This is a genomic window from Pandoraea captiosa (assembly GCF_902459775.1).
In the GTDB taxonomy this organism is placed as follows: domain Bacteria; phylum Pseudomonadota; class Gammaproteobacteria; order Burkholderiales; family Burkholderiaceae; genus Pandoraea; species Pandoraea captiosa.
This window is the reverse complement of sequence record NZ_CABPSQ010000001.1, coordinates 660,811-675,481: the sequence shown is the minus strand read 5'-3', so window position 1 is coordinate 675,481 and position 14,671 is coordinate 660,811. Positions and strand designations below refer to the sequence as shown.

The window sequence follows — 14,671 nt, the reverse complement described above, 5'->3', positions numbered from 1 at the left end:
TGTCGGAGATAACCGACACAATGTCGGGATTGATACTGGCAGGCGACACAGCGCATTGACGGCATAATCCGCAGATCGATGCACACTTCACGAGTGAATCGTTGCGCGTCGAAATACCACGTGGACGCGGCCTGCGGTCCGTCGTCTGTGGTCCGCATTAAACGCTGCACACACCGCCCTCGATTCCGGGAGCCCGCCTGCCATGTCCGATACGCTGCACGTCGAAGATGTCTCCCGCCTCAGCCCCGAGGCCGCACCCGAGCGCCCCAGTCCGCTTGCGCGTCCGCTAAGCCCTTTGTCGCCTGACGGCGTGTCGATCGCGGCTCACAGCACCGTTGCGCTCGATCTGCATTCGCCGGCAGCGTTACGGCGCATTGAACGCGACGCCGCAGCCAGACTCGCACCGCACACGCTCATGGCCCGGGCGGGCGACGCCGTCGCCCATTGGCTCTACGGCCATCTCCCTGCACTGGCGAGCGCCGGCAGACAACCCGTGCTGCTGCTCGCCGGTCCTGGCAATAACGGGGGCGACGCGTATGTCGCGGCGCGCCAACTGCATCGCCGTGGTGTGCTGGTCGACGTCTGGCAACTGGCCCCACCCGCCACCGACGATGCCCGATGGGCACTCGGCGAGGCATTGGCGGCCGGGGTACCGGTGCGACGAGCACCCGGCACGTGGCCACAACCGAATGCATACGCGTGGATCGTGGACGGCTTGTTCGGCATCGGACTCTCCCGGCCGCTCGACGGCGCAGCGGGCGCGCTCGTCGAGCACATCGCCTATACACACGCCCGTGGCACGCCGGTGCTTGCCATCGATATTCCCAGCGGTCTGATGGCGGCCACGGGGCTCGCTGAAGGTCCGGTCATTCGCGCGAACGCCACGATCGCAATGCTCGGTGCATGTCCGGGGCTCTTCACGGGCGCTGGGCGTGATGTCGCGGGCGAGGTCTTCGTGGCCAGACTCGGGACGGAGGACCTGACGGCGACGCACCCAGGCAGCGGTGTCGCGACCAGCGCCCCGGACGCCTTCATCGAGCACTTTCCGAGACGCCAACACGCCTCCCACAAAGGCAGCTACGGATCGCTGGCGGTGCTCGGCGGTCATGACGGTATGGTGGGAGCACCAATGCTCTCGGCACGTAGCGGCCTGATGACAGGGGCGGGTCGTGTATACGTGGGTTTCGTCGCGAACGACGCGCCCGCGTGGGATCCGGTGCATCCGGAATTGATGTTGCGTCAGGCGGAAAGTCTCGATCTCGCGTCGATGCAGGCCGTGTGTGTGGGTCCGGGACTCGGTACGTCAGCCGCCTCTGCCGCGTGTCTGTCTCGCGCGCTCGCGCTGGACGATACGCCGCTGGTGATCGACGCAGACGCCCTCAATCTGCTCGCGGCCGAACCGACCCTCGCGCAGCGCGTGCGTCGGCGCAAGGGGCCGACGGTACTTACGCCGCATCCGCTCGAAGCCGCGCGGCTCGCGGGGTGCGACGTTGCCGGCATTCAGGCCGACCGTCTGGCGTCGGCGCGCGCGCTGGCAAAACAATTCGATGCGACGGTGGTGCTCAAGGGCTCGGGAAGCATCATCGATGACGGCGCACGCACGTGGATCAACATCACGGGAAACGCCGGGCTTGCCACGGCAGGCACCGGCGACGTGCTGACCGGCGTGATCGGCGCACTGCTCGCCCAGGGCATGCCCGCCACGCAAGCGGCGCTCGCAGCCGTCTGGCTCCATGGAAAGGCCGCACAACGGTGTGTTCACGAGGGCGCGGGACCGGCGGGTTTGACGGCCTCTGAACTTCTGCCCGCCATTCGTACCGAACTGGGCATGCTGGCCGATCCGGCCTGACACTACCCGTAGCCACCCATAGCTACCTGTAGCGCCCGAAGCTGCATTTCAGCGTGATTAAGCGGCGACTCCCGTTATACTTCGCTTTATCGAAATGGCCTTACCGCACATGCCGTACAAGACATCCGTTCGACTGGATCAACTTCCCGCCTGGCGCACCCTGCTCGAGCATCGCGACGAGATCGCCGCTCAGCACATGCGAGACTGGTTCGCCGGCGCAGGCGCGCGCGCGCGCGTCGAGCAGTTCTCGCTGCACGCCGCCGGTCTGTATCTCGATTACTCGAAGAACCGCATCACGGAAAAAACGCGCACGCTGCTCACGCATCTCGCGCGCGAATGTCACCTGCCGGCCAAACGCGACGCCATGTGGGCCGGCGAACACGTCAACGTCACCGAGAACCGGGCTGCGCTGCACATGGCGTTGCGTGCGCCTAAAGGCGTGACGTTTCGCGACACGACTGGCGAAGTCAGCAGCGGCGTGTGCGAAACGCTCGCTCGCATGCGGGACTTCAGCGAGCGCGTGCGAGATGGCCGATGGACCGGCGCCACCGGCAAGCGCATCCGGCATCTGATCAACGTCGGCATCGGCGGCTCGGATCTGGGGCCGCGCATGGTGTGCGACGCGCTCGCCGTGTACGGGCGGCAAGATCTCTCGGCGCACTTCATCGCCAACATCGATCCGACCGAACTCGCACGGACTTTGCCGACGCTCGATCCGGAAACCACGCTTGTCGTGGTGTGCTCGAAGACGTTCACTACGCTCGAGACCATGACCAACGCGCGCACGATTCGCGCGTGGTTCATCAAAAACGGCGTACCCGAGAGCGGGCTGGACAAGCACTTCGTGGCGGTGTCGACCAACGTCGACGAAGCCATGCGTTTCGGCATTCTTCGCGAGAACGTATTCCAGTTCGGCGAGTGGGTCGGCGGACGTTATTCGTTGTGGTCGTCGGTCGGGCTCATCGTCATGCTCTATCTCGGCGCGCAGCATTTCGACGCCTTGCTTGCCGGCGCGCATGCCATGGACGAGCATTTCCGGCACGCACCGCTGGATGCCAACATGCCGGTGCTTCTCGCGCTTCTCGGCATCTGGTATCGCAACTTCTTCGACGCGCAGACACTGTCCATCGCCCCGTACACGGACGCATTGCAAAAGCTCCCGCCGTATCTGCAGCAACTGGACATGGAGAGCAACGGGAAGTCGGTACAGGTCGACGGTTCGCCCGTCTTCTGGCAGACCGCGCCGATCCTCTGGGGCGAGCCGGGCACCAATGGCCAGCACGCCTACTTCCAGATGCTGCACCAGGGCACGACACTAGTGCCGGTGGACTTCATTGCGGTACTGGAGCCGCAATACGATCAGCCCGAGTATCTCGACCATCACCGCAAGCTGCTGGCCAACTGCTTCGCGCAGAGTGAGGCGTTCCTCCAGGGCGGCTCGATGGCAACGCCCGATCAAGCCGGCGGCCCGCTGGCCGCGCAGCGCCGCTTCGATGGCAATCGGCCGAGCAATACGCTCGTGATCGACAAGCTGACGCCGGAGCGGCTGGGCGCCCTCATCGCGTTGTATGAGCACAAGGTGTTCGTGCAGGCCGCCATCTGGAACATCAATCCGTTCGACCAATGGGGCGTGGAACTCGGCAAAACGCTCTGCCGCGCGATCGAGCCGGAGCTGGTCGATCCCGACTCGCTCAAACCGGATGCTCACGATGCGTCAACGGCGTCGCTGATTCGCATCGCGGGCGAAGCGCTCAGGAAGCGGTCCTGACAGTACGCAAGGCGTATTCGACAATTCGACCGAAAACAAAAAAAGGAGAAGCTATCGTGGCTTCTCCTTTTTTCATGGCAGCTTCAAACGTGATGCGACGCGCGTCAGACGGATGATGCCCCGGATGCCCCGGATGCCCCATTCACGACGCGCCCGCCGGCGAGCCGTACCGTGGCGTCGCAACGCTGCGCAATCGCGAGATCGTGGGTCACGAGGACCAACGTCGCCCCGCTCGCCTCGTTGAGCGAAAACATCAGATCGATGACACGTTCTCCCGTCGCCGTATCGAGGCTCCCCGTCGGCTCATCGGCAAACAAAACGGTGGGTTCCGTCACGAACGCCCGGGCGAGCGCAACGCGCTGTTGCTCGCCACCGGAGAGTTGCTTCGGGTAGTGCGTCAGACGAGAGCCCAACCCCACCTGTTCGAGCAGCTTGACGGCACGATTGCGGACTTCTCGTGTCTCACCCAGCAGTTCGAGCGGGAGCATCACGTTCTCGAGCGCGCTGAGATGCGGCATCAGTTGAAAGGACTGGAAGACGAAACCAACGGCACCACGACGCAAGGCGGCCCGCCCCTCCTCATCGAGATCGCCCAGCGACTCGCCCAGTAACGTGATGCTGCCATCGGTCGCAGTGTCGAGGCCGGCCATCAGGCCGAGCAGCGTGGACTTTCCGGATCCCGATGCGCCCACGATGGCCACGCTCTGGCCTTTCGCGACGCTGAAGTCGATATCCTGCAAAATGACAAGCTCGCCGGTAGCGTCGCGCAACCGCTTACCCAGCCCCCGCACTTCAATAACGTTTTCGGAAAACGACATGGCAAGAAGAGAGTTCTTGAAATTGGCTGCATCAGCCGTCGTAGGCTGGTGCCTGCTGACAGGGACCGCAGCAAATGCGGCAAGTTCTGACGCACCGACCATTCTCGTGGTGGGCGACAGCCTTTCGGCGGAATATGGCATCGCGCGCGGCGCCGGTTGGGTCAATCTGATGCAGCAGGCGATCACACAAAGCGGGTTCGATTATAACGTCGTCAACGCCAGTATCAGTGGTGACACCACGAGCGGCGGACGCGCCCGCCTCGCCCCCTTGCTGGCGCGTTACCGCCCCGCCATCACCCTCATCGAGCTGGGCGGCAACGATGCGCTGCGCGGCATCCCGCTCGAACTCACCCGGAGCAATCTGCGTGAGATGATCGCGGCGGCTCGCAGAGCCGGCAGTCAGGTGATCGTGGTAGGCATGCGTATTCCGCCCAACTATGGCCCGGATTACAGCGAACAGTTCTTCACCATGTTCTCGAGCATCGCCAAACAGGAAAAGACGGGCTACGTGCCGTTCCTGCTGGCCGGGGTTGCCGAGCATCAGGACTGGTTCCAGCCGGACCAGATTCACCCGCTCGCCAAGGCGCATCCGCAGATTCTGCAAAACGTCTGGCCCACCGTGAGGCCGCTGCTCAAGCCCGCTGGTAAATCGCCCGCCAAAGCAGCAGACTCGCGCACATCGAAGTCGGGTGCCTGAGTCCGGCGCCCCCCCTTCGGTCACACGGATCGCACGCACAAAAAAAAAACGGCCAACCAAGTTGGCCGTTCTTCTTCGTGGCGCCATAGTCACCCAACGTCTGGTGGACCACTATCTCGCCCCCGCTTGCACCCGTATTGCGCCCGTATTGCGCCCTGATCGGGCGCCCGGTGCAATCAGTTGCCCGACGCTTTGGTGACGTCGTTCACGATCTTCACCTTCGAGCGTGCACGCAGGTCACCCAGCCAGGCATTCCATTCGGCCTGTGCAGCCAGTTGGCTCAACTGCTGTGCCTCGGCGGCCAGACGCTGCGGATCCTGCGCGGCCGACTGCGACACCTTGCTGATGCGATACACCGCATAGCCCTGCCCCTCGCCCAGCGCCACGCCGACATAGGCGGGCAGCTTGCTCGTATCCGCACTGAAAATCGCCGTCAATGCGTTCGGTGCCAGCTTGCCCGGATTGTCGCGCGAGACGGTTTGCGCCGCGCCGAACGTGGCGTCACCGCCCTTCTTCAACGCCTCCAGCTTGGCTTCGCCAGCCTTCTTCGCTTCCTGCTCAGCCAGATCGGCAATCGCCTTCTGCTTCACCTGTGCCTCGACTTGCGCGAGCGGCGGCGTCGCGGCCGGATGATAAGTGACGACGTGCGCCGACACCAGAACACCCTGCCCCACGTCCACGGCCTCGGTATTGCGCTTATTCTTGAGCGACTCGTCGCCAAACACCGCCTTGAGCAGTTTCTCGTTGCCGAGCGGGCTTTGCGCCAGCGCCGGGTCAGGCGTGCGCGTGACCTTTGCCGTCTGCAACTTCAGATTCAGTTTGTCGGCGACCGGCTGAAGGCTGTCGGGCTGTTCGTACACCGAGTTCGTGAATTGATCGGCAAGCTTGGCGTAACCCTTCGCCGCTTCCTGCTGGCGATACTGGTCGGCCAGTTGGGCCTTGACGTCTTCGAACGACTTCGTCTGGGCTGCCTTGATACCTGTGAGTTTGATGATGTGGTAGCCGAAATCGCTTTTCACGACGTCGCTGATCTCGCCTTCGCTCTTGAGCGAAAACGCCGCGTCTGCGAACGGCTTGACCATCGCATCGCGCGCAAAGAAGCCCAGATCGCCGCCGTTGGCTTTCGAGCCCGGGTCTTCCGAATTCTCGCTCGCGAGTTTGGCGAAGTCGCCCGGGTTCTTCTTGATCTGTGCGAGGATCGCTTCGGCCTTGGCCTTGGCCTTCGCATGATCGGCCGGCGACGCGTCCGCCGGCGATGCAATCAGGATGTGCGACGCACGGCGCTCTTCCTGCGTCGTGTATTGCTTCAGATTGTCGTTGTACATCTTGCGCAGCACGTCATCGCTCGGCGCAGTCTGCGTGGTTGCCGGCATGGCCTTCGGATCGAGGACGACGTACTGGATTTCAGCCGACTCCGGCGTCTGGAACGCCGCTTTGTGTGCGTCGTAGTAGGCCTGAAGCTGCTGCTGTGTCGGCACGATCTTGCCAGCATAGTCCGACAGCGGAAACTCGATCGCCGCGACTTCGCGCTGCTGCGAACGCAGTTGCGCGAATCGCTCCAGCACCGTCTTGGGCAACATGGCGCTCGCCTGTACGCTCGACGGCAGTTGATTCGACGCCAGTTCGAAACGGATCTGTGCTTCCAGACGCTGCGGCGTCAGGTTCTGTGCCGAGAGCAGCCGCTCGTAAGCCGCCTGATCGATCGAGCCATCGGCGCGGCGCAGTTGCGCGATCGCGGGAATGGCCAGCAGCGCCTCACGCACCTGTGCATCGGGCACCGAAAGATTTTTCTTCAGGGTTTCCTGCGTGAGCAGCTTCTGCTGAATCAGGTTATCCAGCACGGCAGTGCGCATTTCCGGCGTATTGATCTGGCTTGCATCGACGGCGCCGCCAAACATTTGCTGCATGCGTTCGGTCTGAGCGCGCAGCGTGCCGTCGTATTCCTGACGCGTCACGGTCTGATCACCGACCTTGGCGATCGTGCCTGCATCCGAGGCGTACTCTTGCCAGCCATGGACGCCAAACACCACGAACGACGGCACGATCAGCACCGTCAGGAAGATGAGGACCAATCGTTGATGACGGCGAATGAAGTCGAACATACGAAATCGGAAGAGTCGTCTGGAAGCGCTTTATGACGCTATATGGCAAAAAAGGCGAACCGAAGTTCGCCTTTTCACAATTTGGCGGAGCGGACGGGGCTCGAACCCGCGACCCCCGGCGTGACAGGCCGGTATTCTAACCAACTGAACTACCGCTCCCCAAGATCTGGAACTGGTGGGTGCTGAGGGGTTCGAACCCCCGACCTACGCCTTGTAAGGGCGCCGCTCTACCAGCTGAGCTAAGCACCCGTTCCTGATTTGTCTTGTTGCTGCCTCCTGCCGAAGCAGGAAAGCTGGCTAGTTTACACTATCTTTTAGATCTTTGCCAGGGCGGAATTTCGGAACTTTCGCCGCCTTGATCTTGATGGCGTCACCCGTTCGCGGGTTGCGCCCCGTGCGGGCAGCGCGCTTGGCAACATGGAACGTGCCAAAGCCAACCAGCGTCACATCATCACCCTTCTTCAGCGCTTTCTTTACTGCACCCACGAATGCGTCGAGTGCTCGGCCAGCAGCGGCTTTCGAAATGTCCGACTGTTCCGAGATGTGATCGATCAGTTCCGTCTTATTCACTGTAACCCCCTTGCAAGGATAGTAGGCGATTGAGCCGCGGAGGCGCTCTTTGCGCGCCTTGACATTGATCTGAGAGGTCCGCTGGCTTTGCCATTAGACAAGCCGCAAACCCTGATGTCAAGCCGTTTTGCGGCGTTCGAAGGGCATCGGAAGCACTCCTGAATCTGTGCTTGCCGGACGCTATTCTCGATCACTTTGCGTCAATAAAAAAAGCCCGGGGAAAACCCCGAGCTTTTTGCCACTTTTGCCACTTTTGCGACGCTTGCGTTGTGCTTCGTCGGGCAATGAGCCAAATTTCCGGTCACTCCCCGACGATCACCTCACTCAGTGCTTGATGACATCCTGCTTGCCGCTCGCGTCCGCGTTCGGCGTCACGGGTGCAGCCTTCGCCTCGTCTTCCGGCAACGGCGTCGGTGCGTGCTCCAGCGCGAGTTCGAGCACCTTGTCGATCCAGCGCACGGGCACGATTTCCAGTGCGTTCTTGACCGTGTCCGGAATCTCAGCAAGATCCTTCACGTTCTCTTCCGGAATCAACACGAGCTTGATGCCGCCACGATGCGCTGCAAGCAGCTTCTCCTTGAGACCGCCGATCGGCAACACTTCGCCGCGCAGCGTGATCTCACCGGTCATTGCGACATCCGCGCGCACCGGAATACCGGTGAGCACCGACACCAGCGCCGTCGTCATTGCGATACCGGCAGACGGACCGTCCTTCGGTGTCGCGCCTTCGGGCACGTGAATGTGGATGTCCTTCTTCTCGAACTGCTCGTCGGTCACACCGAGGCGACGTGCCCGCGAGCGCACCACCGAGCGAGCCGCTTCGACCGACTCCTTCATCACGTCGCCAAGCGAACCCGTACGAATGATGTTGCCCTTGCCCGGCATCAGCGCCGCTTCGATGGTCAGCAGATCGCCGCCCACTTCCGTCCACGCCAGCCCCGTGACCTGGCCGATCTGGTTTTCCTTCATCGCCAGACCGAAGTCGAACTTGCGCACGCCCAGGAAGTTGTCGAGATTGCCCGCGTCGACCTTGATCGACGAGCCTTCGACCTTCTTGAGCAACAGCATCTTCACGACCTTGCGGCAGATCTTCGAGATTTCACGCTCGAGCGAACGCACGCCCGCTTCACGCGTGTAGTAACGAATGATGTCGCGAATCGCGGCTTCCGTCAGATCGATCTCGCCTTCCTTCAACCCGTTGTTCTTCTTCTGCTTCGGCAGCAGATAACGCTGGGCGATGTTGACCTTTTCGTCTTCCGTGTAACCCGACAGTCGAATCACTTCCATACGGTCGAGCAGCGGCGCCGGGATGTTCAGCGAGTTCGAGGTAGCCACGAACATCACGTCCGACAGATCGAAGTCGACTTCGACGTAGTGATCCGAGAACGTGTGGTTCTGTTCCGGATCGAGCACTTCGAGCAGCGCCGAGCTCGGGTCGCCACGGAAGTCCATCCCCATCTTGTCCACTTCGTCGAGCAGGAACAGCGGATTGCGCACGGCGACCTTCGACAGGCTCTGCAGAATCTTGCCGGGCATCGAACCGATGTACGTGCGACGGTGACCGCGAATCTCGGCTTCGTCACGCACGCCGCCCAACGCCATGCGCACAAACTTGCGGTTCGTCGCACGCGCGATCGACTGACCGAGCGAGGTCTTGCCCACACCGGGAGGCCCGACGAGGCACAGGATCGGCGCCTTGACCTTGTCCACGCGCTGTTGCACGGCAAGATACTCAAGAATGCGTTCCTTGACCTTCTCGAGACCGAAGTGGTCTTCGTCGAGCACCTTCTCGGCGTTCGACAGATCGTTGTTCACCTTGCTCTTCTTGCGCCACGGCAGACCGACCAGCGTGTCGATGTAATTGCGCACGACCGTCGCTTCGGCCGACATCGGCGACATCAGCTTGAGCTTCTTGAGCTCAGCATCTGCCTTCTTCTTGGCTTCCTTGGGCAGGTGCGCGGCCTTGATGCGCTTCTCGAGTTCTTCGAGATCGGCGCCTTCTTCGCCTTCACCCAATTCCTTCTGGATCGCCTTGACCTGCTCGTTCAGGTAGTACTCGCGCTGGCTCTTCTCCATCTGGCGCTTTACGCGGCCACGGATACGCTTTTCGACCTGGAGGATGTCGATCTCGCTCTCGAGTTGCGCGAGCAGATGCTCGAGGCGCTCGATAACCGGGAACATCTCGAGAATCTTCTGCTTCTGCTCGAGCTTGAGCGGCAGATGCGCGGCGATCGTGTCGGCCAGACGACCCGCTTCGTCGATACCGGACAGCGAAGTCAGGATCTCCGGCGGAATCTTCTTGTTGAGCTTCACGTACTGATCGAACTGCGCAACGATCGCACGACGCAGCGCTTCGGATTCCGGCGAGTTGCCATCGTCCGGCTCGAGCGGCATGACTTCCGACGTGAACTGGGTTTCCTCTTCGTCCACACTCAGCGTGCGGGCGCGTTGAATCCCCTCGACGAGCACCTTGACGGTGCCATCGGGTAATTTGAGCATCTGCAGGATGTTGGCCACGCAGCCGATCTCGTAGAGATCCTTGGCCGTGGGCTCATCCTTGGCCGCGGCTTTCTGGGCGACCAGCATGATGTGCTTGCCGCCTTCCATCGCGGTTTCAAGCGCTTTAATCGATTTCGGACGCCCCACGAAAAGGGGAATCACCATGTGCGGAAACACGACCACGTCGCGCAAAGGCAACAGGGGCAGTTGAATCGCTTCGGGCGGGAGGATTTGGGTGCCTGACATCTCGTTCCCCATATTTAACGATACCGTTGTGTTCCAGCTAATTGAGGCCGCCGGCGAGAATTACAAGGGGCTGGGAAGCCCGTTCGCCAACAAGTTGCACCACTCGGGGTTTCATTGCCCGTGGCACTAGTATGAAGGAAAAAAAGCCGTCCATGTTTCCATGAACGGCTTGAGGTAGGGCTAAGTTGACCGTTCAATTGGAGCCGGCAACCTTCGGCGACTCCTGATAGATCAGAAGCGGCTTTCCGTCGCCACTGATCGCATTCTCGTCCAGGATCACTTTGGTCACCCCCTTGAGTGACGGCAACTCGTACATCACTTCGAGCAGCGCCTGTTCGATGATCGAACGCAGGCCGCGAGCCCCGGTTTTGCGCTTGATGGCCTTGCGTGCCACCGCATGCATCGCTGCCGGGCGAATTTCCAGCTCCACGCCTTCCATCGAGAACAGGCGCTGATATTGCTTGACCAGCGCGTTCTTCGGCTCGATCAGGATCGTGACCAGTGCGTCCTCGTCAAGCTTACCCAACGTGGCAACCACGGGCAGACGACCGATCAGCTCCGGTATCAGTCCGAACTTGATCAGATCCTCCGGCTCCACGTCGCGCAGCAATTCGCCTGCGTCACGCTCTTCGCCCGTCTTGACGGTCGCGCCGAAGCCGATCCCCGTCTTTTCGGTACGATTCATGATGATCTTTTCGAGACCATCGAACGCGCCGCCGCAGATGAAGAGGATGTTGGTCGTGTCGACCTGAATGAAGTCCTGGTTCGGATGCTTGCGCCCGCCCTGCGGGGGCACCGACGCCATCGTGCCTTCGACCAGCTTCAGCAGTGCCTGCTGCACGCCTTCACCCGACACATCGCGCGTGATCGACGGATTGTCCGACTTGCGGCTGATCTTGTCGATTTCGTCGATGTAGACAATGCCCTTTTGCGCCTGCTCGATCTCGTAGTTGCAGTTCTGCAGGAGCTTCTGGATGATGTTTTCGACGTCCTCACCCACGTAACCGGCTTCGGTCAGCGTGGTGGCATCGGCAATCACGAAGGGCACATTGAGCAAACGCGCGAGCGTCTGAGCGAGCAGCGTCTTGCCCGAGCCGGTCGGCCCGATCAGCAGAATGTTGCTCTTGGAGAGTTCGACCTCGTCGCGCTTGTCGCCGAGGTGCTTCAATCGCTTGTAATGGTTATAGACCGCAACGGCCAGAATCTTCTTGGCACGGTCCTGACCGATCACGTACTGATCGAGGCTCTCGCGAATTTCCTGCGGCGACGGCAGATCGGACTTCGCTCCGCTGCCGGTCTCGTCTTCGGCCGCGGCAGCCTCGTCACGAATGATCTCGTTGCACAGATCAATGCACTCGTCGCAAATGAACACGGACGGACCTGCGATGAGCTTCTTGACCTCGTGCTGGCTCTTTCCGCAGAAGGAGCAGTAGAGCAGCTTTTCGCCGTTGGAAGTGCTTTTTTTATCCACCATATCTGTGTCAGCCTGCTAGCAATTTGCGCCCCGGTCGTCCCCCACCGGGGGCGGCAAACGCGGCATACGTGAATCCCATTGTAACGCCATGCTGTGCGAGCGTGTGGCCCACTCGCGACAGCCATAAATTCCCTTTTACGACAAAGACTTGGCGCGACCACCCTGCTTCCCGAAACGAAAATGCCTGGTGTCGCGCCAACGTTTTTGCCGTCAGGCGCCCCGAATTCGGGAGCGAATCAGGGACGCTTTTCGAGCACGCGATCGATCAAGCCGTACTCAACGGCATCCGCCGCCGACTTGAAGTTGTCGCGATCGGTGTCGCGCGCGATCACTTCGAGCGATTGACCGGTGTTCTCCGCCAGCAGACGGTTCAACCGGTCCTTGAGCAACAGGATTTCCTTGGCGTGGATCTCGATGTCCGACGCCTGACCGCGAGCGCCGCCCAACGGTTGGTGAATCATGATGCGCGCGTTCGGCAGCGCGAAACGCTTGCCCTTCTCGCCGGCGGCGAGCAGGAAAGCGCCCATGCTGGCGGCCATGCCGAGGCACAGCGTCGAGACCGGCGGCTTGATGAATTTCATCGTGTCGTAAATCGCCAGACCCGCCGAGACGGACCCGCCCGGCGAGTTGATGTACATCGAGATTTCCTTGTCCGGATTTTCGCTCTCGAGGAACAGCAACTGGGCGACGACGAGATTGGCGCTCTGGTCATTGACCTCGCCAACCATGAAAATGATGCGCTCCTTGAGGAGTCGCGAATAGATATCGTAAGCGCGCTCACCACGACCACTTTGCTCGACGACCATCGGCACGAGGCCAAGGCCTTGCGTGTCGAGAGCGGAGTTGTGCGTCTGGGAGGCGAGTTGGGCGAGCAATTCGGAACGGGTAATCATATCGGTTCGACCCTTCTATCGAGATGGTTTTGCGCGCCGCAAGGGGAAGACCCGGAGGCCATTTGGAAAAGAACCGCCACGGCCTTTCGGCCGCGGCGGTTCAGTCGGTCGTGTCGCGGTCGATCAGCCTTGCGTATTGCCGGCCAGTTCTTCGAAGCTGACCTGCTTGTCGGTCACCTTGGCCTTACCCAGGACGAACTCGACAACGTTGTTCTCGACGACGAAACCTTCCATTTCCGCCATGCGCTGCTGATCGCCATAGTACCAGCGGACGACTTCTTGCGGGTCTTCGTAGCTCTTTGCGAACTCTTCGACTTCGGCCTTGATCTGTTCCGGCTTGGCTTGCAGGTCGTTTTGCTTGACCAGTTCAGCCAGAATCAGACCCAGCTTCACGCGACGCTCGGCTTGTTCCTTGAACATTTCGGCCGGGATCGGCACGTTGCCGGCGTTCGGCACGCCGCGCTGTGCGAGGTCCTGACGGGCCATCGCCACCAGACGCTCCTGATCCTGAGCGATCAGCGCGTTGGGCACGTCGAGTTCCGAGACCGAGATCAGGGCGTTCATGACCTGATCCTTGAGAAGAGCCTGCGTGCGACGCTTCACTTCACGCGACAGGTTTTCCTTGATGTCGGCACGCATCTTCTCGATGCTGCCGTCGGCGATGCCGAGCGACTTGGCGAATTCTGCGTCGACTTCCGGCAGATGGGCCCACTCGACCTTCTTGAGCGTCACGGTGAACGTGGCGGTCTTGCCGGCCACTTCCTTGCCGTGGTACTCGTCCGGGAACTTGAGTTCGAATTCCTTCGACTCGCCGACCTTCAGGCCCAGCGTTGCCTTTTCGAATTCGGGAAGCATGCGGCCTTCGCCCAGCACGAACACGAAGTCTTCGGCGCTGCCGCCGGCGAACACTTCACCGTCGATCTTGCCCACGAAGTCGACCGTCACGCGGTCGCCGTCCTTGGCTTCGACCGAGCCGCCGTCGCCATGAGCACCGGCTTCGCCGCGCACGTGGTAGTGCACGCGTTGCTTGCGCAGAATGTCGATCGTGCGGTCGATCTCGGCTTCCGACACGTCGGTCGTGGTGCGGCTGACTTCCGCCGTCGACAGATCGCCGATCTTCACTTCCGGATAGACTTCGAACGTCGCGTCGAAGGCGTATTCGGTATCCGCAGCGTCAGCCTTAGGAGCGAAGCTCGGCTGACCGGCCACGCGCAGATCCTGCGCCTTGCTCACTTCGAAGAATTGCTGGCCGACCTTGTCGCTGACGACTTCGGCTTCGACCTGACCGCCGTATTGCTGGGTGACCATCTTCAGGGGCACCTTGCCCGGACGGAAGCCCGGCATGCGAACCGTTTTCGACAGTCGCTGGATGCGCGTCGCAACTTCTTTTTCGACGTCCTGCTTGAGCAGGGTGATGGTAAAGCGACGCTCGAGCTTGCCGAGGTTTTCAACAGCGATAGTCATGAGGATATTCGTCCATCCAGAGGGTCGTTCTGTGTTGCGGCGAGGGAATGCCGCAAGCGGACCCTGTCAGTTAATCAACCTTGGGCCGGTACCGACGATGCGACGCCGGCTTCCCTCCGCACCCGACATTCCGGGGTAGCGCCAAAAAGGTCTTGCACACAAAGCGGGACATTTTAGCAAACTATTGTCCTGCACCGAGACTTTCCGGCGGGGAGGCACGGAAATCAGACCTTTCGCCCCCGTTTCAGGTTCACCCGCCGACATCACGCCAGGATCGCGCCCCGCTTGCCG

The 14,671-nt window shown here is 61.4% G+C and carries 10 protein-coding genes and 2 tRNA genes; 3 read left to right on the top strand and 9 right to left on the bottom strand.

The annotated features are described in order from the left end of the window. Window positions 1–202: 202 nt before the first annotated feature. Window positions 203–1,849, top strand: coding sequence for an NAD(P)H-hydrate dehydratase (locus tag PCA31118_RS02900; protein WP_150622770.1), 1,647 nt, complete (start codon window positions 203–205; stop codon window positions 1,847–1,849). A 94-nt stretch (window positions 1,850–1,943) separates the two neighbouring features. Further along, entirely contained in the window at window positions 1,944–3,617 is a 1,674-nt protein-coding gene (gene pgi / locus PCA31118_RS02895; protein WP_150622768.1) for a glucose-6-phosphate isomerase, read from the top strand. Window positions 3,618–3,721: 104 nt separating this feature from the next. On the opposite strand, the gene PCA31118_RS02890 is transcribed toward pgi, so the two are convergent. Further along, on the bottom strand, window positions 3,722–4,435 hold the full coding sequence (locus tag PCA31118_RS02890) for an ABC transporter ATP-binding protein (RefSeq protein ID WP_150622766.1): 714 nt from the start codon (window positions 4,433–4,435) through the stop codon (window positions 3,722–3,724). On the opposite strand from PCA31118_RS02890, the gene PCA31118_RS02885 reads away from it, so the two are divergent. Then, the gene (locus PCA31118_RS02885; protein WP_150622764.1) at window positions 4,434–5,132 is read left to right on the top strand and encodes an arylesterase; all 699 of its coding nucleotides are present in this window, start codon (window positions 4,434–4,436) and stop codon (window positions 5,130–5,132) included. The two genes, PCA31118_RS02890 and PCA31118_RS02885, sit on opposite strands and share 2 nt — an antisense overlap. A 176-nt stretch (window positions 5,133–5,308) precedes the next feature. On the opposite strand, the gene PCA31118_RS02880 is transcribed toward PCA31118_RS02885, so the two are convergent. The 8 genes from PCA31118_RS02880 to tig form a co-directional block, all read right to left on the bottom strand. After that, entirely contained in the window at window positions 5,309–7,234 is a 1,926-nt protein-coding gene (locus PCA31118_RS02880; protein ID WP_150622762.1) for a SurA N-terminal domain-containing protein, read from the bottom strand. A gap of 82 nt (window positions 7,235–7,316) precedes the next feature. After that, window positions 7,317–7,393, bottom strand: a tRNA-Asp gene (locus tag PCA31118_RS02875). A gap of 14 nt (window positions 7,394–7,407) precedes the next feature. After that, a tRNA-Val gene (locus PCA31118_RS02870) sits at window positions 7,408–7,483 on the bottom strand. Between the two features lie 48 nt (window positions 7,484–7,531). Beyond that, a complete protein-coding gene (locus PCA31118_RS02865) occupies window positions 7,532–7,834 on the bottom strand; it encodes an HU family DNA-binding protein (protein WP_484549322.1) in 303 nt (100 codons plus the stop codon). A gap of 294 nt (window positions 7,835–8,128) precedes the next feature. Then, window positions 8,129–10,549, bottom strand: a complete 2,421-nt coding sequence (gene lon / locus PCA31118_RS02860; protein WP_150622760.1) for an endopeptidase La — start codon at window positions 10,547–10,549, stop codon at window positions 8,129–8,131. A gap of 193 nt (window positions 10,550–10,742) precedes the next feature. Then, window positions 10,743–12,023 (bottom strand): ATP-dependent Clp protease ATP-binding subunit ClpX, encoded by a 1,281-nt coding sequence (gene clpX, locus PCA31118_RS02855; protein WP_044456004.1) that lies wholly within the window; start codon window positions 12,021–12,023, stop codon window positions 10,743–10,745. A 236-nt stretch (window positions 12,024–12,259) separates the two neighbouring features. Next, window positions 12,260–12,913: an ATP-dependent Clp endopeptidase proteolytic subunit ClpP gene (clpP, locus tag PCA31118_RS02850; protein ID WP_044458178.1), complete on the bottom strand. Its 654-nt coding sequence runs from the start codon at window positions 12,911–12,913 to the stop codon at window positions 12,260–12,262. Between the two features lie 126 nt (window positions 12,914–13,039). Beyond that, window positions 13,040–14,380, bottom strand: a complete 1,341-nt coding sequence (tig, locus tag PCA31118_RS02845; RefSeq protein WP_150622758.1) for a trigger factor — start codon at window positions 14,378–14,380, stop codon at window positions 13,040–13,042. Window positions 14,381–14,671: the final 291 nt, after the last annotated feature.